The 19,873-nt window shown below is 61.1% G+C and carries 22 protein-coding genes and 1 pseudogene; 4 read left to right on the top strand and 19 right to left on the bottom strand.

Annotated elements, in window-relative coordinates:
* Window positions 1-172 precede the first annotated feature (172 nt).
* From pgsW to HMPREF7215_RS03020, 19 genes are all read right to left on the bottom strand, one after another.
* The gene (pgsW, locus tag HMPREF7215_RS03110) at window positions 173-1,093 is read right to left on the bottom strand and encodes a poly-gamma-glutamate system protein (protein WP_198004542.1); all 921 of its coding nucleotides are present in this window, start codon (window positions 1,091-1,093) and stop codon (window positions 173-175) included.
* Between the two features lie 87 nt (window positions 1,094-1,180).
* Window positions 1,181-2,419, bottom strand: coding sequence for an MFS transporter (locus HMPREF7215_RS03105; RefSeq protein ID WP_009164186.1), 1,239 nt, complete (start codon window positions 2,417-2,419; stop codon window positions 1,181-1,183).
* A gap of 53 nt (window positions 2,420-2,472) precedes the next feature.
* Window positions 2,473-3,804, bottom strand: coding sequence for a magnesium transporter (mgtE, locus tag HMPREF7215_RS03100; protein ID WP_009164185.1), 1,332 nt, complete (start codon window positions 3,802-3,804; stop codon window positions 2,473-2,475).
* A 71-nt stretch (window positions 3,805-3,875) separates the two neighbouring features.
* Entirely contained in the window at window positions 3,876-5,237 is a 1,362-nt protein-coding gene (gene mgtE / locus HMPREF7215_RS03095) for a magnesium transporter (RefSeq protein WP_374044426.1), read from the bottom strand.
* A gap of 320 nt (window positions 5,238-5,557) precedes the next feature.
* Entirely contained in the window at window positions 5,558-6,136 is a 579-nt protein-coding gene (locus tag HMPREF7215_RS03090; RefSeq protein WP_009164183.1) for a 4Fe-4S dicluster domain-containing protein, read from the bottom strand.
* Between the two features lie 21 nt (window positions 6,137-6,157).
* Complete coding sequence (locus HMPREF7215_RS03085) at window positions 6,158-7,144, bottom strand: respiratory chain complex I subunit 1 family protein (RefSeq protein WP_009164182.1); 987 nt, start codon at window positions 7,142-7,144, stop codon at window positions 6,158-6,160.
* On the bottom strand, window positions 7,138-8,376 hold the full coding sequence (locus HMPREF7215_RS03080; protein WP_040550302.1) for a hydrogenase large subunit: 1,239 nt from the start codon (window positions 8,374-8,376) through the stop codon (window positions 7,138-7,140). Before HMPREF7215_RS03080 ends, HMPREF7215_RS03085 begins: the two co-directional genes overlap by 7 nt.
* Before the next feature lie 11 nt (window positions 8,377-8,387).
* Window positions 8,388-8,981: an NADH-quinone oxidoreductase subunit C gene (locus HMPREF7215_RS03075; protein ID WP_009164180.1), complete on the bottom strand. Its 594-nt coding sequence runs from the start codon at window positions 8,979-8,981 to the stop codon at window positions 8,388-8,390.
* Window positions 8,982-8,987: 6 nt separating this feature from the next.
* Window positions 8,988-9,458, bottom strand: a complete 471-nt coding sequence (locus tag HMPREF7215_RS03070) for an NADH-quinone oxidoreductase subunit B family protein (protein ID WP_009164179.1) — start codon at window positions 9,456-9,458, stop codon at window positions 8,988-8,990.
* Window positions 9,459-9,470: 12 nt separating this feature from the next.
* Window positions 9,471-9,806, bottom strand: a complete 336-nt coding sequence (locus HMPREF7215_RS03065; RefSeq protein ID WP_009164178.1) for a hypothetical protein — start codon at window positions 9,804-9,806, stop codon at window positions 9,471-9,473.
* On the bottom strand, window positions 9,806-11,371 hold the full coding sequence (locus HMPREF7215_RS03060) for a proton-conducting transporter transmembrane domain-containing protein (protein ID WP_009164177.1): 1,566 nt from the start codon (window positions 11,369-11,371) through the stop codon (window positions 9,806-9,808). The genes HMPREF7215_RS03065 and HMPREF7215_RS03060 overlap by 1 nt, the downstream gene beginning before the upstream one ends.
* The gene (locus tag HMPREF7215_RS03055) at window positions 11,368-11,721 is read right to left on the bottom strand and encodes a sodium:proton antiporter (RefSeq protein ID WP_009164176.1); all 354 of its coding nucleotides are present in this window, start codon (window positions 11,719-11,721) and stop codon (window positions 11,368-11,370) included. The genes HMPREF7215_RS03060 and HMPREF7215_RS03055 overlap by 4 nt, the downstream gene beginning before the upstream one ends.
* Window positions 11,708-12,223 carry an MnhB domain-containing protein gene (locus HMPREF7215_RS03050; protein WP_009164175.1) on the bottom strand — a complete coding sequence of 172 codons (516 nt, stop codon included), beginning with the start codon at window positions 12,221-12,223 and terminating at the stop codon, window positions 11,708-11,710. The genes HMPREF7215_RS03055 and HMPREF7215_RS03050 overlap by 14 nt, the downstream gene beginning before the upstream one ends.
* Window positions 12,220-12,504: a hydrogen gas-evolving membrane-bound hydrogenase subunit E gene (mbhE, locus tag HMPREF7215_RS03045; RefSeq protein WP_009164174.1), complete on the bottom strand. Its 285-nt coding sequence runs from the start codon at window positions 12,502-12,504 to the stop codon at window positions 12,220-12,222. The genes HMPREF7215_RS03050 and mbhE overlap by 4 nt, the downstream gene beginning before the upstream one ends.
* Window positions 12,501-12,761: a hydrogenase subunit MbhD domain-containing protein gene (locus HMPREF7215_RS03040; protein ID WP_009164173.1), complete on the bottom strand. Its 261-nt coding sequence runs from the start codon at window positions 12,759-12,761 to the stop codon at window positions 12,501-12,503. The genes mbhE and HMPREF7215_RS03040 overlap by 4 nt, the downstream gene beginning before the upstream one ends.
* Before the next feature lie 2 nt (window positions 12,762-12,763).
* Window positions 12,764-13,180 carry a monovalent cation/H(+) antiporter subunit G gene (gene mnhG, locus HMPREF7215_RS03035; RefSeq protein WP_009164172.1) on the bottom strand — a complete coding sequence of 139 codons (417 nt, stop codon included), beginning with the start codon at window positions 13,178-13,180 and terminating at the stop codon, window positions 12,764-12,766.
* The gene (locus tag HMPREF7215_RS03030) at window positions 13,177-13,449 is read right to left on the bottom strand and encodes a monovalent cation/H+ antiporter complex subunit F (RefSeq protein WP_009164171.1); all 273 of its coding nucleotides are present in this window, start codon (window positions 13,447-13,449) and stop codon (window positions 13,177-13,179) included. Before HMPREF7215_RS03030 ends, mnhG begins: the two co-directional genes overlap by 4 nt.
* The gene (locus tag HMPREF7215_RS03025; protein ID WP_009164170.1) at window positions 13,446-13,934 is read right to left on the bottom strand and encodes a Na+/H+ antiporter subunit E; all 489 of its coding nucleotides are present in this window, start codon (window positions 13,932-13,934) and stop codon (window positions 13,446-13,448) included. The genes HMPREF7215_RS03030 and HMPREF7215_RS03025 overlap by 4 nt, the downstream gene beginning before the upstream one ends.
* Window positions 13,935-14,607: 673 nt before the next feature.
* A complete protein-coding gene (locus HMPREF7215_RS03020) occupies window positions 14,608-15,039 on the bottom strand; it encodes a MarR family winged helix-turn-helix transcriptional regulator (protein ID WP_009164167.1) in 432 nt (143 codons plus the stop codon).
* 554 nt (window positions 15,040-15,593) lie between these two features.
* Between HMPREF7215_RS03020 and HMPREF7215_RS12705 the strand changes: the two are divergent.
* The 4 genes and pseudogenes from HMPREF7215_RS12705 to HMPREF7215_RS03000 all read left to right on the top strand — a co-directional run bounded on the left by HMPREF7215_RS12705 (window position 15,594) and on the right by HMPREF7215_RS03000 (window position 19,826).
* Window positions 15,594-16,087: pseudogene (locus HMPREF7215_RS12705) on the top strand (citrate lyase subunit alpha).
* A 291-nt stretch (window positions 16,088-16,378) separates the two neighbouring features.
* Entirely contained in the window at window positions 16,379-17,860 is a 1,482-nt protein-coding gene (locus HMPREF7215_RS03010) for a Na+/H+ antiporter NhaC family protein (protein ID WP_009164162.1), read from the top strand.
* A 12-nt stretch (window positions 17,861-17,872) separates the two neighbouring features.
* On the top strand, window positions 17,873-18,685 hold the full coding sequence (locus HMPREF7215_RS03005) for a histidinol-phosphatase HisJ family protein (protein ID WP_009164161.1): 813 nt from the start codon (window positions 17,873-17,875) through the stop codon (window positions 18,683-18,685).
* Window positions 18,686-18,698: 13 nt separating this feature from the next.
* Window positions 18,699-19,826, top strand: a complete 1,128-nt coding sequence (locus HMPREF7215_RS03000; RefSeq protein WP_009164160.1) for an aminotransferase — start codon at window positions 18,699-18,701, stop codon at window positions 19,824-19,826.
* The last annotated feature ends 47 nt before the right edge of the window (window positions 19,827-19,873 follow it).

Raw genomic sequence — 19,873 nt, 5'->3', positions numbered from 1 at the left:
TTATAACAAAAAGCCTGTCGGTCGCGCGATACGCGATCGACAGGCTTTTTTCATGCGGAATGTTCCACGTGGAACATTCCGTTCGTCTCCCGTTTTTCCGTTTTTCTCCGCATCTTCACGCTCGTTTCCGCCCCGATCCCCTACTGATGTTGATTTTCAATGAAGATCAACATCAAAAATTAGGCTCGGGCCCCGTGCCGTGGGGCAGATTCCAATCGCGGCACACGCCTTTGGTGAACAGCAGATGGATGCAGGGCACGCCTTTTTCGAGGAAATCCATGATCAGACCGCGATCCCACGTCTTCGGCTTCACGGGCCATGGCGGCATGATCAGCCCGTGAGGCAGAACGGCGCCTTCCTCCATGCTGCGGCCAAGGCTCAGCCACGAACCTCCGCAGCTGACGAAGGCTTTGATGGGCTTTGCAGCGAAGAGCATCTGCCGGAAAGCCATGGACATGCGGAGGTCCGCCGGGATCATGCAGGTTTCGCGGCGCTCGCCCATGAGCCGGCGCACGAGCGGCAGCACGTCCTCGTCGAGAACGTTCCGGCGCATGCGGTCGTCCACGCCGCCCGGCGTCAGCGCGTCGATCTTCACGTCCACGACGCCGCGTTCGCGCAGCGCGTCGAGCATCACCGGCACGGTAAACCGCGGCAGCGTGCCGCCGTACATGGAAGCGCCGTAGGAGAGCACGAAGACCGTGTTCAGTTTCAGCGTTCGCGCAGCGCAGAGCGCAGCCATCGTGAAACCGGGGTAAGAACTGGTGGCGTTGATGCCGATCCAGTCCCCCTCTTTGACGCCGGCGCGGATCAGATAGCCGGCCACGGCCCCGGCCATTTCCGGCTGGGCGGCCGCGCGCTTGTCGTGCCAGCTGCCTGGGGTCGTGGCCAGCGCGGTGAACTCCTCGCCCACCAAACCGGTGTGATCGGGATCGAGGCGCACGTCGAAATCGGGCACGCGCTTCAACTTTTCTTCCCACAGCACCGTCTCGCAGCGGCGCATCAGATCGGCGGCAGCGTTCTGCCTCGCGTCTTCGAAGGCGGAAGCGGAACGCGCCGCCAGCGCCAGGACCAAAAGCAAGAAAATTCTTTTCATCGTTTCCACCTTCACGACGCCGTGGCGCATGAACAAGAAAAATCCGGAAACGGAGCGGCTGTTTCCGGTTTTTCCTGCCGCGGCTTTTCAGCGGGTCCTTTTCTCAAAACGTTTCGCCTCGCGTTCGCACCACAGATACAGCGCCGCGCAGAGCGCGAAGAGCCCGGCGTAGAGGGCCAGCACGGGCGAGTAACTGCCGGCGAGACTGTAACCGAAATTGATCAGCGGGTTACCGACGGCGATGCCGGCGGACATGAGCGCGAAGAAAACGCCGATCATGGCGGCGTACGCCCGAGCCCCCAGAAGGTTCATCACCAGCAGCGGCACAATAATCGTTTCCACCGGCATGGCAAAGCCCAGCAGCACGGCGAACGCGACGGCGGAAAGCTCGCTTGAGGCGCGGGCAAGCGTCAGCAGCGCGGCGATGCCGCAGGCGCAGCTCGTCAGAAACACAGGACGGAGCCCGAAGCGGTCGTACAGCGCGCCCCAGAGAATCTTGGCCGCGCCCAGCGCGATGAACATCAGCCCCGTCATCTGCCCGGCGAAGACGGGATCGAAACCGCGGTCCACGAGATGCGCGGGAGCGACCGTGTAGACAGGATTGCACAGCCAGCCAAGCACGAACACGATCGCGAACAGCGCGTAAAAACGACTCGTGCGGCGTAACTCCGCAAGCGACGGTCCGCCGCCGGAGGGCTCTGCACGCGCCCTTTCCAAAGCGGCGTTTTCCGGCGCGCGGCGCGTGCGCACGAACGACGTCAGGCCGAGCCCGAGCCCGAGGATCAGGAACGAAGTCAACCGGTAGGAAAAACGCCAGCCGCTCCGCGCGATCCAGCGCGCCACGAGCACGTTGCCGAGAGCGCCGCCGATGCCGCTGGCGGCAAAGACAACGCCCAGCACGGTGCCCTTGCGTTCCGCGAACCAGTGGTCCACCAGATAAGAGCAGGACGCGCTGATGCACAGGGCCAGCGCGGCGCCCTGCAGGATGCCGCCGACGTAAAACCCGGGCAGCGTACTGGAAGACGAAAAGATGAAAAACGCCGTTGCAAGGATCAGAAAGCCGACGCCGACCATCAGGCGGATGCCGATTTTCGTAAAAATTTTCACCCACAGCAGATTGAAAATCGTCGTGAACAAATATCTCATGCTGAAGGTCAGGGAAAAATCGGCCCGGCTCAGACCGAACTCCCGCGTCACCGGAGCAAGGTATTGCCCGTTGGGCGCGTTGCCCAGCCCCATGGCCACAAACATGAACATGAAACTCACGGCCGCAATGACGTAGCGGTATGACGAATTTTTTTCCTGCGGCTCCGCGTTTCGATTCATTTCCAACCTCTTCCCCGCTTCGGGAGCGTCGCGCTCCCACCGTTCACAGACGGCTACAGCAGCACCGCGCTGGCCACGGCGAAATACAGCGCCAGGCCGAGCACGTCGACGATCGTCGCCAGCAGCGGCCCGGAGATCAGCGCCGGGTCGAAGCCGAGGCGTTTGACCACGAAGGGCATGACCGCGCCGAGCAGATCGGAGGCGACGACCACGCAGACCATCGCCATGGCGACCACGAACGTGACCTGCCCTCCCGCGCCGATGAAAAGCGACCGTCCCGCCGCCAGCAGCGCCATGGCGCCGCCCAGCAGCAGGGCCGTGACCAGCTCGCGCAGCAGCACGCGCCCCAGCACGTTGCTTTCCATCCGCCCTAGTCCCATGGAGCGGATGATCAGCACCGAGATCTGCGCGCCCACGTTGCCGCCCGTGTCGATCAGCAGTGGCACGAAGAACGAAAGCGCCAGCACCTGCGAGAGCATGCCCTCGTAATTTTCCATGATGCCCGTGGTGAGGATGCCCGTCACCAGGCACAGCAACAGGCAGGGAAAGCGCCGCAGCGCTTCGCCCCACAGGCTGCCCTCGTCGTTATCGCCGTAAAGTCCGCCGGCGTGGTGGAACAGCTCCGTATTTTCGTCTTCCATGACGTCGAGCACGTCGTCGAAGGGCAGCGCGCCGAGGAGCCGCCCGTCTTTCACGACCGGCAGCACCTGCACGTCGTAGCGCGACATGATGCGCGCCGCCTCGGCGCGGTCCATCTCCGGCGGCACGGCGTGGCAGTCCTCTTCCGTGAGCTGCGCGACTTTTTCCTCCGGCGCGGCGAGGACAAGATCTTCCAGCGCCGCCGTGCCGACGAAGCGCTCGCCGTCGATGACGAAACAGTGATAGACCAGATCCTTGCCGGGCGCGTCGCGCCGGATCTTGTCCAGCGCTTCGGCGACCGTGTCCCGCGGCGACAGGACCACGCCGTCGCCGCTCATGATGTAGCCGACGGAATCCTCCGCCCACTCCTTTTTGGGTTGCAAAAGCTTTTGCAGATTCTTCGGCAGCTTTTCCAGCAGCGGATGCTTTTGGCGCGAGGGCAGGGCGTTCAGCAGTTCCGGCAGCAGACGTTCCGGCAGCGACAGGAACAGCCCCCGCAGCTCGGGGATCGAAGCGCTGCTCAGCAGCTTCTGCCGCTCGCGGCGCGACAGCCCTTCGATCAGCACGGCCAGGCGGGGCGGCTTCAAAATGCTGCACAGCGCCAGGCCGCTTCGCGGCGGCAGGCGCAGCAGTTCTTCCTCCAGCACTTCCGGCGCCATGCCCCGGATCATCAGCCGGGCTTCGTCCAGGCGCCCCTGCTGCAGCAGCGTCTTCAAACGAGAACTGTATCCCATGCGGGCGGACATGGCGGGTCGTCCTCCCGGTCCAAAACGCAGATTTTTTTCATGTTCGTCACCTCATCGCGGACACAGGCCGCTCAATTCAGGCCGATGAAGACGCCGGCGAGCTCGAAATAAACGATCAGCCCGCAGACGTCGACGACCGTCGTGATCAGCGGCCCCGACATGATCGCCGGGTCCAGCCGCACGGCTCGGGCCAGCAACGGCAGCAGCGTTCCCGCCAGGTTGCCCAGCAGCACGATCAGCGTCACCGCCGCGGCTACCGTCCAGGCAACGGCCGTTCCCGTGCCGATCATCCACGCGCGCGCCACGCCCAGCAGGCCCAGCGCGCTTCCGAGCAGAAGCCCCGTCGTCGTCTCGCGCAGGATGATCCGCCCCAGGTCGCGCCACTGCACTTCGCCCACGGTCATGCCGCGGATCATCAGCGTCGCCGCCTGCGTGCCGGCGTTGCCGCCGGTGCCGATCAGCAGCGGCACGAAAAACGTCAGCGACACCACGCGCTGCACGATCGGCGAATAATGTTTGAGCACCGTCGACGTCAGCGCTTCGGCGACGATGCAGATGATCAGCCAGATGAAGCGCTTGCGCGCGACGGTAAGCAGGCCGGCGTCGAGGTAATCCTCCTCGACCGGCTCGATGCCCGCCATGCGTTCGAAATCTTCCGTGGCTTCTTCTTCGACGACGTCGAGAATGTCGTCGAAAGTGATGATCCCGACCAGGCGGTTTTCCCTGTCCACCACCGGCAGCGTGTGCAGGTCGTAGCGGGAGATGAGCTGCGCGGCTTCCTCCTGATCGGCCGTAGTCGGCACGGAAACGGGGCCGCCGTCCATGATGTCGAGCACTTCCGTCTGCGGGTCGGCGAGGATCAAGTCTTCCAGCTCGACCATGCCGAGCAGGTGGCGCCCCTCGTCGGTGACGCAGCACGTGTAGATGGTCTCCTTGCTGCGGGCCTTCTGACGGATACGCACGAGCGCCGCTTCGGCGGTCATGTGCGCCTTGAGGTCGATGTACTCGGGCGTCATGATGCGGCCGGCGCTGTCCTGTGGATAGCCCAGCAGCGTGTTGGCCAGCTTGCGCTCCTCGGGCGACAGCTTCTGCAGCAGGCGCTTGACCGTGGTCGCCGGCAGCTCGTCGAACAGCTCCGTGCGGTCGTCGTCGGACATTTCCTCGATCATTTCCTTGACTTCGTCGTCCGTGGCGTGCTGCAAAAAGCGTTCTTGCTCTTCGATGTCCAACAGCTCGAACACCTCGACGGCCAGATCCTTGGGCAGCAATCGGAAATAAAACACCAGGCGGGCCGGCGACAGATCGCGCTCCAACCCTTCGGCGATGTCGATCGGCTCCATGTCGGAGAGCAGCTCCTTGGCTTCGCGGAAGCGCTTCTGGTCGATGCAGTTCTCGATCTGTTCAAAAAGTTTGTTGCATTCCAAAAAAAACACTCCTTTCGCATTCCGGCAGCGGCGGCGCGCCGACGCGAAAGGGACGTCAGGGCCGGACGAAAACCGCCGGAGCTATTGTGCCGAATCGTAAGGGAATACCGTCAGCGTGTTGATCCATCGGTTTCCGACCGCCTCCTTCTCATGAAAACGCCCTGACTCTTTTCAGGGCAACATTTTATTATGATACACACTCGCAAAAAATGAATCAAGTGACCAAAGAAAATTTTTTTCACGCGCCGCCTGAAAAACGGAACGGGGCCCGCAAAAAATCGCCCGGTCTTGCGAAGACCGGGCGATTTTTTTGCGCCAACGAAACGCGCTTATTTCCCTTCAACCGCAGCGGGCTGCGCGGCAGGCGCCGGCGGTTCTGCGGAAAACGCGGCAACTTCCTCGGGCAGTTCCGGCGGCAGGAACTCCTCCACTTCGCCCGGTTTGGGGTCGAGCCATTCTTTCTGGAACGGCAGCCGGACCGCCTTGCCCGTGTCCTTCCGGGTCGTGCCGGCTTTGCGGTCGCCGGAGCTGGAGAAGGCAAAATCGGTCGTCATGCTCAGCGCCGACACCGGACAGACGTCGTTGCACTGCGCGCAGAAGCAGCAGCGGTCGCCGTGCAGCATCACCTTGCGGGGCTTCTGCCCTTCGGTGTCGGGATCGAAGACGATGGCGCGCGCCGGACAGACTTTGGTGCACATGCCGCAGCCGATGCACTTGGCGCGGTCGTAATTCAGACGCCCTCGAAAGCGCCCCCAGCGCGGCACGGCAGGATTGAGGGCAACTTTGCCCTCGGCCGCCGCCTGCAGCGCGCCGCTCATGGAATCGGGCATGCGCATGGCGGGGAAAGGACGGGTCAGGCAGCGCATAAAGAACTGACGGAGCACCGTCAGCGACATGGCGTTCAGCATCGCGGATCTCCTCCCTTTCCTTTAGCGAAGCATGATCTCGACGGTGATCAGGATCATGCCGGCGAGGGACAGCAGTCCCACGTACCCCCAGTAGAAACGCGCGGCCTGCCAGATCTTGAGCCGTCCGAAGACGCTGCGCAGATACGTGACGCCGACCAGCGCCACAGCCAACACCTTCAGCCAGAACCAGAAGAAATCCACGACGTAGCCCGCGGCTCTGGGCAGACTGCCGGCGAACAGCGATCCGGGAAAGAACAGGCTCACGATCAGCGCCGAAAAAGCCAGCGAGCGCACGGTGATCGACAGATTGACCAGCGCCAGGTTGACGCCGCTGAACTCCACCGTCATGCCCTCGAGGATCTCCGTCTTGGCCTCGGCAATGTCCATCAGCCCCGTGCCGCTTTCGCCCGGGGTGATCATCAGCGCCGAGAAGAGAAAGCAGATCAGGCCGATGAAGCCGCTCCAGCCCACCATGCTCCACGGGCTGCTGAGGTTGTACGTCGACAGCGCGAAGGGGGCGCCCGGTACGCCGGCCCGGCTGGCCAGCCATGCGATCGAGGAGACGATGATCGCCGTAGGGATCTCGAAGCTCATCATCAGCACGATCTCGCGCTGAGCGCCGATCGTGGCGATCGGCGAACCGGAAGCGAAGGCCGCCATGGCCAGACAGATGCTCGACAGCGTGATCAGGTACAGCACGGTGATCATGTCGCCGCGGCCGGAAAGCACCGCCGGCACCGAGCCCATGGGAATGTACAGGAAGATCATCAGCCCCGTCGCCAGCGCGAGCACCGGCGCGCCGTTGAAAATCCAGCCTACCGCGCGGCGCGGCGTGATGTTCTCCTTGCCGAGCAGCTTGAAGAAATCGTAAAACCCCTGCAGGAGGGGCGGCCCGAGACGACGCTGCATACGGGCGTGACCGATGCGGTCCAGCGCCTGAAAATACAGCGCAAAAAGAACGACAAAGAACGACAGCAGAAGCGCGAGGACGATTCTCACAATCAGCATTGGCCTATCTTCCTCCTCAGGTCAGCCGTCTTTTCGCGGCTCATCTGCAAAAGCTCGTCCTTGGTGACGACGCCCTGACGGTTCGCCGCGCGGTCGGTCAGCACCATGCGCTCCATGCAGGAGATGCACGGGTCGATGCTGTTGATGATCAGCGCCGCGTCGGCGATCTCGTTGCCGATGAACATCAGCGGCCAGGCCTGGGCGTTCGCATAGGTGGGGGCACGGACTTTCCACATGAAGACGTTTTCGTCGCCGGCTTTCAGCTCCACCACGTGCGTGACGTCGCCGCGGGGGGCCTCGATGCAGCCGTAGCCGAAGCCGCCGGCCGCCTTCAGTTTGGCCAGTCCGGCGACCGGCTTCGGGAACGCCGTGATCGGCCCTTCGGGCAGCCCGTCGAGAATGCTTTCGAGCAGATCGAGCGACTGATAGACCTCGAGCAGGCGCACGAGGAAACGGTCGAGCACGTCGCCGTGAACTTCGCCGAAATAGTCCTGAGGCACGATGGCCTTGACGGGAATGTCGCAGTACGCGTCGTAGGGCGACGACTCGCGCACGTCGGCGCGCACGCCGCTGCCGCGCGACGTCGGCCCGAGCGCGTCCAGACGCACGGCGTCGCCCGTAGGGAGCACGCCCACGTCGCGCAGACGGGCCTTGACCACCGGATCGTTGATCACGGCGTCGTAATATTCGTGGAACTCGCTGCGGTAATACGCGATCATGTCGCGCACGACGCGGTCCACCTTCGGCGTCACGTCCCAGCGCACGCCGCCGATGGCCGTCACGGCGTAGTTGACGCGGTTGCCGGTGAGCGCTTCCAGGACGTCCATGACCTTTTCGCGCAGAGCCATGCCGAGGTGAAAGGCGCTGTCGAAACCGATCGAATAGCAGGCCACGCTCAGCCAGAGGATGTGGGAGTGAACGCGCTCCAGTTCCAGCACCAGCGAGCGGATGTACTGACCGCGCACGGGCACCTCGACTTTGGCGGCGTCTTCCACGGCCTTGGCGTACGCGATGGAATGGCTGAACGAACAGATGCCGCAGATCCGCTCGGCCAGAAAGATGACCTGGACGGGATTGCGCTCGCGGCTCATAAACTCGATGCCACGATGGATCGCTCCGGGGCGGACCGTCGCGTCGACGATGCGCTCTCCCTCGATGTCGAGCCATGCCGTAACAGGTTCCTTGAGTCCCACGTGCGCGGGACCGATGGGAAGTTTATAAGTTTTGGTCATCACGGCACCTCCTAATCGAGCTCATTGATGACGCCCTTGCCTTCGGGGCCGGTCTCGTCGCGGCGCCAGGGCAGGATCGTGCGGTCCCAGCCGTCGGGCAGGAAAACGAGATCCGTGTTGGGCTGTCCGTCGTGAGCGACGCCAAGCATTTCGTTCATCTCGCGCTCGCTGAAGCCGACGCCGGGATTGCGCCCGTGCAGCGACGGCATGACCAGGTCGGTCTTGGGCACGCGCACCGTGACCGTGACCGTCAGCTCCCTGCCGCGTCCTTCGCGGCGGAACAGCGAGAAGTGGTAGATCTGCCGGATCGTGTCGCCGTCGTCGTTGCCGCTGGCCACGTGAAAATGGGGAAAGTCCAGCTCGCCGAGGGCGTCCACGAGATCGAGAAACCTCTCGCGCCTCACGGTAAGCAGCAGATGCCAGCGCGAATACTGGCACACGCCCTCTTTGTACTCGCGCAGCTCCGTTTCCGTCACGGCGTCGCCGAAACGGCTCCGAAGAAACTCGAGCGCTTCCTGAGGCGTTTTGTAATTCACATTTTTATCCGCGTAGATTTCCATCGACGTGGGATATTTTTTCGATTGCGCGCTTGCCCTCATGTCCATCGCGGATTACGCCCCCTCTCCCACCGCGCTCTTGTTCAACAGCCCGGCCCGCTTGGCCTCCAGCAGCGTGACCGCCTTGGCCACGCCCTCGATCAGCGCTTCGGGACGGATGGCGCAGCCGTGGACGTACACGTCTACGGGCACGATGCGATCCACGGGGCCGACGAGATTGTAGGATTTGTAGAACACGTCGCCGGAAGTGGCGCAGTTGCCCACGGCGATGACCACCTTGGGGTCGGGGATCTGCGCGTAGATCTGGCGCAGCTTCGGCTCCATGAAACGCGTCACCGGTCCGGTGACCAGAAGGACGTCGGCATGGCGCGGAGTGCCCGTCAGCTTCAGCCCGAGACGCTCGATGTCGTAACGGGGCGTCAGGCTGGCGACGATTTCAATGTCGCAGCCGTTGCAGGAACCGCTGTTGAGCGTAAAAACCCACAGCGACTTGGGCAGGACCTGAAGATAATTTTCCAGCTTCATGACGGCAGCCTCCTAAACGAGCACAAACGTGAGAATCAGGGCGGCCGTGAACACGAACCAACCCACGTATTCCGTAGCGATGCCGCGGTGCAGCGCCGTCAGATGGGAATAATAGCCCTTCAGCGCTTCGCGGAATCCCCAGTAGGAAGAGCTGGCCGGAACCGTAAAGACCTCCGCGTCGGGGACGACGTTGCCCGAATAGTAAATTTCGTCCTGGTCGGTCCCTTTTTTGTAATCGCTGCGTCCCATCCGGCGGATGAAAAGCGCTGCTCCCCCCACGAAGAGGAACGCCAGGATCCACGCGCCCGCATCCCAGAAGCCGGCGCCGGAGAAAATGCTGCCGAACATCACAAAGCACCTCCCATCACTGCCGCTCCGTAAGAAGCCTTGTCCACCAGAGCCTCCGCCGCCGGGCGCACCAGCGTGTTCACCGTCCACGAGGGGAACAGCGAAAGCACGAGAATCGCCGCCGCCAATACCACCATGCCGGCGATCATCGACTTCGGCACCTCGCGGACCGCCGCGAACTGAGAGCGCTCGGGGCCGAGGAACGCCGTCTGGTAGACCTTGACGAAGGAAGCCAGCGTCAGCACCGACGAGACCAGGGCCACCACCATCAGGAACGGATGGACCGCGTAGACGCTCTCGTAGATCATCCACTTGGAGACGAAGCCGTTGAACGGCGGCAGGCCGGAAATGGCGGCCGCGGCGATCAGGAACAGCACGCTCGTGACCGGCATGCGCCGCGCCAAGCCGCCCATCTTGTCGAGATCGCGGCTGCCCGCGACGTAATACAGAGCGCCGGCGCAGAGGAACAGCAATCCCTTGTAAAGAATGTAGTTGATCATGTGATAAAGTCCGCCGGATACCGCCGCCAGACCGTAATCGTTCATGGCCGTCGCGTCGCCCAAGGCCAGCAGCCCGACGCCGAACGCCGTAAGCATATAGCCCACCTGCGACACCGAGTGATAGCCCATCAGGCGCTTCACTTCGTGCTGCACCACCGCCATGGACACGCCGCCGAACATGGACAGGCAGCCCATGACGATCAGCGCCCAGGGCACCGCCGCCGAACCGATCGCCGTGCCGTACAGCGAGAAGCAGAAGCGGCAGAGCACCACGAGCGAAGCCTGACTGGTCGCCACCAGCATCACCGTCACGGAAGCGGGGGCCTCGGCGTAGGAATCGGGCATCCACATGTGCATCGGGAACGCGCCGCACTTCATGCCCAGCGCGACGAGAACGAAGACCAGCACCACTTTGCTGATCAGGTCGGGCTGCACGGCGCGGCTGAAAGCAGCCATGTTGAGCACGCCGTAACGCCCGTAGATGAACGCCAGCCCGACCAGCACCAACTGGGCCGCCAGCTGCGACACCAACATGTACTTGTAGGAAGCCTCGACCGACTCGGGACGGTCGCGCCAAAACGCGATCAGACCGAAGGACGCCACCGAGCTGATCTCGAGGAACACGAAAAAGTTGAACAGGTCGCCGGTCAGGATCATGCCCATCGTGCCGGCCGTCAGCAGCAGAAACAGCGCGCTGTAAAACTCGAGCCCGGTGAATTTCTTCACGAATTTCAGGCCGTAGATCGTGCCCGCCAGCTGCGCCAGCGCCGCCGCGCAGGCCGCCAGCGCGTTGAACGCGTCGACTTCGAGAATGATGCGCACGGGGATGGCAAATCCCGAAGGCAACGAGATGTTCCACGAAGGCGCCCCCATCACGTAGATCTGCGTGCCATGGACGAGCACGCGACGCAGCAACGCGAAGACGACCAGCGTCACCAGCGCGGAGACGCACGTCACCCAACGGTCGCGCGCCTTGGCGCTCACCGCGGCGAAGAGAGGCGTCGCAAAAGCGGCCAGCAGGGGCAGGGCCAGCGCCAGCGCCGGAAGATGGTTCATCAGCCTCATCCTCTCAGCCTCCTGATCTCGCGCACGTCAAGCGTGCCGTAATGGCGGTACAGCATGACGATCAGCGACAGCATCAGCGCCGACGTCGCCAGCGCGATGACGATGGCCGTCAGCGTCAGCGCCTGAGGCGTGGGCAGCACAAAGTTTTCCGTGCCGGCCGGCATCAGGAACTTGACCGGGATATAACCGCCCTCGCGGTATCCCAGCACGATCAGGAACATGTTGGCGGCCGATTCCATCACGTCGATGGCGATGCCGATCTTGATCATGTTCGTCTCCAGCAGAACGCCGAGAAGCCCGATCAAGAAAAGCACGGCCACCACGAAATAAGGCAGATTAGCGCTGATCATGGCCAGTCTCCTTTCCCATGCCATCCTCCTGAACCGTGCCCAGACGAATGGCGCGGAACATCGTCATCAGGATCAGGCTCAGCCCGCCGGCGACTTCGATACCGACGGCGATATCCATCAGCGCGACCGTGCCGGAAGGCGGCCACCATGGCTTTACCGTCGCCAGTTGGTCGTGAGCTACCGCGGCCCAGTTCAGCATCATCGTGCCGTCCATCGCCCAGCCCAATCCCATCAGGCCGAAACCGATGAACATGAACAGCCCAAGGAACAGGCAGACTTTGTAAAAATTCTCGTTCAGCCACGCCGAGACGTAGGTGCTGCCCTGGGTGACCAGCATCAGCGCCAGGAACGTCGCGCAGATCGCGCCGCCCTGGAAGCCGCCGCCGGGCGTGATGTCGCCGTGGACGATCACATAGGCGCCGAAAGCCACCATGAACCACGCGTACATGTCGCAGGCCGTGCGCGCGATCACGGAAAGCGGGCGCATGCTCCTGTTCTTCATTGTTTTCTGCCCCCCTTGCGGAACAGCATCATCACCGAGAGAAGCGCCGCAAACAACACCGTTGACTCGCCGATCGTGTCGAAACCGCGATAGTCGAAGACGATGGACGTGACCACGTTTTCGCACGACAGATCGGCGCCGGCGCGGTTCAGATAGTGTTCGTCCACCGCGCGTCCTTCAGCCGAAGGCATGCCGAAAGGATGCAGCGACGAAACCGCGCCCATCAGCGCTCCGCCCATCATAATGGCCGCAATGACGAAAAGAATCCGCACGGATTTCATCGGCGCCCGCCTCCGTTCCCGCGATGCACGTAACCGATGCCCGTCAGGGCAATGATGAAGATCGCCGTGTCGAGGGCCGCGCCGATGCCCGCCTGAGCGATGGCCACGTCGGGCGCCTGAAGGATGTAAAACTCAAGCGCCAGCAGCAGACTGAAGGCTCCGGCACAGATCACCGAGCAGAGCAGGTCGCGGAACCATACCGTGAAAAAGCCGGAAACCAGCAAAAGAATCAAAACCGTAAAATGCAGCCAGTCCACGCTTACTCACGCTCCTTTTCCTGCGCCAGCTCGGCGGCTTCCTCTTCAAGAAGCTCCTTTTTGCAGAAGCCGTCGAATTCGTCCACCACGGCAAACCGGGGTTTGAGGCCGGAACGGTAGGCCGCGCGCGAAAGCACGTGGGCGCTCGTCGAATTGCCGATCAGCAGCCCGAACAGCGCCATGACGATATGGATGATCAACACGGCAAACCGCAGTTCACCGCCGGCGACAATTCTCGCCACGCAGTAGACGATCACCGCCGCCGCGCAGAAAATCGCCCCCAGCGTGCTGCACTTGGTGGCGCCGTGCATGCGCATGTAGACGTCCTTGAAACGGTACAGGGAGATCACGCCGAGAGAGTTGACCAGCATACCGAGCGCCGCAAAGGGAACGATCAGCACATACATGATCCAGCTCATGAGCGGCTCCTCCTCTCGATATAGCGGGCCAGGAACATCGTCGCCACAAAAGACAGGCCGCCGTACACGATGGACAGATCCACCAGAAGCACCGAGTCGTAAGCGGCCGCCAGCAGGATCATGATCGCGATCACCAGCGAATTCATGGTGTCCAGAGCTACGGCGCGGTCGGCGTCCGTCGGCCCCCAGACGATGCGCGCCACCGAGCCGAAGGCCAGCACGCCGAGAACCGCGGCCGCAAAGCCGAAGAGCGAACGCGCAAACGTCATTGAGTCAGCCTCCTCGCCCAGGCGCCAAAGCTGCCGTAAACCATTTCCTCCGTAGGACGCAGATCGGTCACGTTGATCCAATGGACGTACAGATCGCCGTTTTCGGGATCGATATCCACCGTCATGGTCCCCGGCGTCAGCGTGATCGAATCGGCAAGCACCGTCTGTCCCAGGCCGCTCTTCAACTCCGAAGAGACCTTGACGATGCCGGGCTTCACCCGCCCCGTGATGATCCGCAGCGCCACGTCGATATTTGCCCTGACCAAGGCCCAAAGGAACGGCCCGAAGAAATAGCAGACGAACAGTCCCCAGCGTTTCGGGCTCAGGCCTCCCCAGCCGTAGCGCCGCGAACGGTTCTTCCGTCCCAGCGACAGGTACAGGATCGCCGCCACCAGCAGCGCGATCGCGTACTCATAAGCGGGTAGCGCCTCCCCTGACCAGGAAAGAAGCAAATAGGTGATAAACGTAAGCACAAAGACAAACAAATCCCTGTTCCCCCCTTCAGCCAAAATCAACTTGCCGGCGCACGCCGGCAGGCTTTCCAGAAAAAACGCACCGGCGTGCGCCCTTTCAAAATACCCGCGGTTCGATCCGTACCGTCACTCACCAACGCTTGCCGCAACAAGCGCACTGGTAACTTGCGGCGCCTTCCGGCATAAAGAGTCCGCCATAAACGATTTTTCCCTCTTCCTTCTTTCGCGCCACGTCAAAGGGCAGATAACCATAGATGACTTCTCTTACTTCTTTTGAGCCGCAGTAAGGGCATCTCACCCAACTCACCACACTTTGAACAGAAAAAAACAGAATTCCTTATTCCTTATACGATAAAATTTACATTGTGCATCGCTTCGCGAATAAAAATACAATTTTTATACAGTTCTCTTTTTTTATCCGTCATTTCTCAGTATGCTTCCTCAAGATACTCACAGATATGATGAATTTTTTGCAGATCATGGCATGATGCCATTCATTCGTGCCTTTCGCCGCCGGGGACTCTCCCTCGGGCGGCAAAAATTCAGACAATATATTTTCCGGCTCCCTCAAAATTTTCTGCCCGTTTCAGGTATTCGGACAAAAAAAGTGGAAGCGGCTTGCAGGACGAAAGCCGCTTTCACTTTTTCTTGGCGAATCACCGAAATCGAACGATCCCGTCAACGATCAGATGCAATGCATAAAGTTTTCGAGCACGCGCTCGCACACCTCGCGATCGCTGTCGGAAATTTTCAGAGCCAGCTTGCGGACGAGCTCTTTCTGGCGCTTGCGGTGTTCCTCGTAATAAGCGCGCCCTCTTTCGGAAAGAAGGATCTTGTAGGAACGGCGGTCGTTTTCGTTCCGGCACCGTTCCACAAGTCCCATGACCTGAAGACGATCGATCATCACGGTCACCGTTCCCGTGGTCAGCTCCATGCGGTCGGCGATATCCTTCATGCGGATGTCTTCATTGCGCCCGATCACGCAGATCGTACGCAGCTGCGGCGCGGACAGCCGCCCCAGCTTCGCCACCGACGCCTCCCAGCCGTAAAACCTCTCGCAGAACTCCACGAGGGTCGATGTCATCTTCTCCAATGCTTCATCGCTCATCATTTCCATACCCATTCCCTTCCAGCGCTTCAAAATTTTAAAGGCGCAAGCCTTGTACAGCGATTTTTACGGGCGCTCATTTTAACACGAAACTTTTTGATTTTCTACCGTCTCATTTATCCAGCGCCACGAAAATCCCGAAAGTCCTGCTTTCTTTTTATTTTACCTCATTTCATTAGCCATGAAAACCGACAACATGAGAATGAAACTAACAAATTGTCGAGGAGGTTTCTCTTTTTGACAAAACAGCGCCATAACGGACGCGACGCCACCATACTCTCGCCGATCATACTTTTGATCATTCGCTCTTTAGTGTGGGTAGCCGGCGCCATAAAACAGAGCCTTCCAAGGTACCCCGCATTCAATCAACACCAGCGATAATACTGTTTCTTTATTAAAAGATTGAACTTTACGGCGCCCCGAGAGAGAGTCTAAAGTGAGTTGCGCAGATCGCTTTGGACTCCCCTGCGGGGCACTCTTGATATTCCGTGTTTCAATCAAGAAATAGCACAAAATATCAAGATAACGCCAGACCATCGTGAGAGGCAGAGCAAAAGCTTATAATGAGTTCATCATATCCTCTCCCCCCAACATTCAGAAAGGACGAGCTCATGAATACAACAGACCTTTTCCGCGCCGCGGTCAACATGCTCGACGTGGTCATTCTCGGCGCCACGGAGGTGGACCGCGACGTCAACGTCAACACGGAGGCCGACGGCGCGCTGCTGCACGGCATCGGCGGCCATCAGGACACGGCGGCCGGCGCCAAGCTGACGATCATCGCCCAGCCGCTGCTGCGCGGCCGCATCCCCTGCGTCACCGACACAGTCTACTCGGTGACGACGCCCGGCGAATGCGTCGACGCCGCGCCGACCTGGTCGAGGCGTGCCGGGGGATCCGGGACGCGCCGGTAATCTCCATGGACGAATTGGCCGACAAGGCCAGGCAGATGTCCGGCCCCATGGATCCCGTCGAAACCGCCGACCGGATCGTCGGCGTCATCGAATGGCGCGACGGCACGGTCATCGACGTGGTGCGTCAGCTGAAGAAAAAATGAAATCGCATACAAAAAAACGGGGGGCGGTCGAGTTTCTCGGCCGGCTCCGTTTTTTGTCCGGGCACGACGTTTTTCCGCCGGCGCAATTTTTGTTCGCGTTATTGCGCTGCGGTACTCCGTCATTCTTGAAAAATATCTCCGTCCTGATTGACAACGCTTTGTTATAAGGTATAATTCTATTGTCATAAGCTTTTCATTGTATACAAATTAAAACTTTTTCAGCGACAAAAGGATGTTTAGGGAACCGCCGGTTCCCTTGGCATAAAACACTCGATCGGGAGGGACTTTCCCATGTCCAGCACGGAGAAAAAAGTGCGAGAGAAAAGAAAACCGACCACGTTCGAAGCGGTTTCGACCGTCGTGTTCCTGCTGCTGACGTTCGGCGCCGGCGCTTTGTGGGGGCTGAACTACGTGCCGCTGATGGTCGTGGTCGCGGCCTATTCGGCGCTGATCGGCTGGCGGTGCGGCTACGCTTGGGACGAGATGGAATCGGCGGTGGGCAAGCGCATCGGCCGTTCGGTGCCGGTGATCATGATCCTGCTGGCGATCGGCTTCATGCTGGGCGGGCTGATGTTTTCCGGCACGCTTCCGATGCTGATCTACTATGGTCTGCAGGTGGTCTCGCCGCGCTGGATCGCGCTCTGCGCCTTTTTGCTCTGCTGCGTGTTCTCGACCGTAACCGGTACCTCGAACGGTTCGGCGTCCACGGCGGGGCTGGCGATGATGGGGCTGGCCATGGCGATGCCGGACGTGAATCTGGGGCTGGTGGCGGGAGCCTGCTACGCCGGCTCGCAGTTCGGCGACAAGCTGTCGCCCCTTTCCGACACGACGGTCCTGGCCTCGCTGACGACGGACAACGACATTTTCGATCACATCATCAACATGTCCAAGACGGTCGTTCCCGCGGCGCTGATCGCCATCGGCATTTACGTCTTCATCGGCATGAACTCCCCCGAGACGCCCGCGGTGGTCAGCAAGGATTCGGCGGCGCTGCTCGCGTCGCTGAGCGCCATGTTCAAGTTCCACTGGGTGCTGCTGATCCCGGTCGCGTTCCTGCTCTGGGGCTCCTTCACGAAGAAGCCCACGACGCTGGTGCTCTTCGGCGCCGGTTTCATCGCCGTCGTCATCGGCGTGCTCTACCAGGGTTTTTCCGCCAGGGACGCCATCAACGTGCTGTACGGCGGCTTCGACTCCAAGATGGTGCTGGCGGCGCACCCCGACTTTGACATTGCAACCATGAGCAAGGCGGCCAAAACGCTGCTCGAGCGCGGCGGCATCGCCGACATGAACAAGACGTTCGTCGCCACCTGGCTGTGCTTCTACTTCGCGGCCATCGCCGAGCAGTGCGGCTGTCTCGACGTGCTGCTGGATTCGCTGATGGGCTTCGTCAAGAGCCCGGGCAGCCTGATCCTCACCACGGGAATCTCGATGGTGGTGCTGACGGCCGTCGGCGGTTCCTCAACGGTCTCTCTGCTGATCGGCGGCAGCATGTTCAAGTCCAAATACGAAGAGATGGGCGTCAACACGCTGAACCTGTCCCGCACGCTGGAAGACTTCGGCACGGGGACTTCGGGCTTCTTCCCCTGGACTTCGTCGGGAATTCTTTACGCCAGCGTGCTCTTCTCGTCGAGCACGACGTTCCTGCGCTATTCGTTCTTCAGCTGGATCGTCTGGCTGCTCGCCATTTTCTACGGCTTCACCGGACTGTGCCTGCGCACGTCGCCGACTCGCAAGCAGCTTGAAAAAGCCGCCCGGCGCGCCGCCGCGCAGTAAAGGCGCGTGAAAATGTACTGCGACGTTCACATTCACACGGAGGCATCGAGCGACTCGAAGACGACGATCGAAGACCAGCTCGACCGCGCCGTCAAACTGGGGATGAAGTACGTCTGCATCACCGACCACCAGGATTACGATTATCCTCAATGGCACAGCACTTACCAGCTGAACGAAAACGGCGACGTGGACGCCTACGTCGAAAAATTGCTGGAAACGCGCGAAGCCTACAAAGGGCGCATCGAGATGCTTTTGGGCATCGAGTTCGGCCTGCAGCCCCATCTGGCTGCCAAGCACAACAAAGTCTACGCCGACTATCCGTTCGACATGGTGATCGGTTCGACGCACATTTTCGAGGGACGCGACACGGAGGACCAGACGCTTTACGAAGGGCGCAGCAAGGAAGCCTCGATCCGCGCCTACTTCGAAACCGAGCTGGAAAACATGACCGTCACCGACGGCTACGACACCGTCGGCCATCTCGATTACGTGCTGCGCGACATCCCCGGCAAAAACGAGGGCTTCACTTACGCGCAGTACGCCGATCTGATCGACGCCATGCTGCTGACGGCGATCAGAAAGAACAAGGCCGTCGAGCTGAACACAAAATCTCTCGTCGTGGGCATGCGCGATTCCAGTCCCGGACGCGAGGTGTTCAAGCGCTACCGCGAGCTGGGCGGCGAACTGGTCACGCTCGGTTCCGACGCGCACTTCCCGGAACGGATCGGCGCGTGCTTCGACATCGCCGGCGACATTCTCAAGGACGCGGGCTTCACGTATTACTGCGTGTTCAAAAACCACCAGCCCGAATTCCTGCCGCTGTGACGGAGGGATCTCCATGTACGTCAAGCCGTTTAAAGTCGAAGAGTGGATCAACGCTCACGAACGGACCGCCAAGTACAACATCTCCAGCACCGGCGTGGTCAATCTGACGCTGGATGGCCTGTTGGAACTGACGGGGACCGATCGGGAAGCGTTTCTCGAGGAGCTCTGCTCGCGCCGCCTGTCCTACGGCCACATCGGCGGTTCGCCGGAACTACTGCAGGGCATCTGCGGCCTGTACCGCACGCTGAGGCCAGTGGACGTGGTGCCCACGCACGGCGCCGCGGGTGCGAACCACCACGTTTTCTACACGCTCATCGAACCAGGCGACCGCGTGGTCAGCATCGTGCCGACTTATCAGCAGCTCTACTCGATCCCCGAAGGCTATGGCGCCGACGTAAAGTGGCTCAAGCTCCGCAAGGAAGACAGCTTCCAGCCCGATCTCGACGAACTGGAACGTCTGGCCGCTCCGGGAACGAAGATGATCTGCATCATCAACCCCAACAATCCCTGCGGCTCTGTCATCTCCAACGAGGCGCTGCGCCGCGTCGTGGACATCGCCCGCGCCGCGGGGGCCTGGCTGCTCTGCGACGAATCCTACCGGCATCTGACGCAGAACGGCGAGTGGATCGACTCGGTGGCCGACCTTTACGAGAAAGGCATCTCCACCAGCAGCACCTCGAAAGTGTTCTCCATGCCGGGGTTGCGCATGGGCTGGATCGCCTGCCGCGACCACGATTTCGTCGCCTCTTGCCTGTCGCACCGCGACTACAACCTCGTCAGCTGCGGCAACCTCGACGACACTATCGCCGCGCTGGCGCTGAAACACGCCGGCACGCTGATCGAGCGCGGACAGAACGTGATCCGCAACAATCTGCAGGTCGTCGAGGACTGGGTGCAAAGCGAGCCGCACATCTCCTGGGTGAAGCCGCAGGGCGGCTCGATCACACTGCTTTACTACGATTTTGACATGAACTCGTACGACTTCTGCCAAAAACTCTTCGACCGGACCGGCGTGTTTGTGTCGCCCGGCGACTGCTTCGAAATGCCCGGCTCCTTCCGCCTCGGCTACGCCGGCAACACCGCCGAGTACCTCAAGGCCGGCCTGGATGGCATCAGCCGCTTCATGAAGACGCTGGAATAGAATAGGACCTTTCCATAAAAATCTACTACACGTACGTACGTACGTAC

Origin of the sequence: Pyramidobacter piscolens W5455, from assembly GCF_000177335.1 — a bacterium.
In the GTDB taxonomy this organism is placed as follows: domain Bacteria; phylum Synergistota; class Synergistia; order Synergistales; family Dethiosulfovibrionaceae; genus Pyramidobacter; species Pyramidobacter piscolens.
The sequence above is the reverse complement of the archived record's forward strand: the minus strand, read 5'-3'. Positions and strand labels throughout refer to the sequence as shown.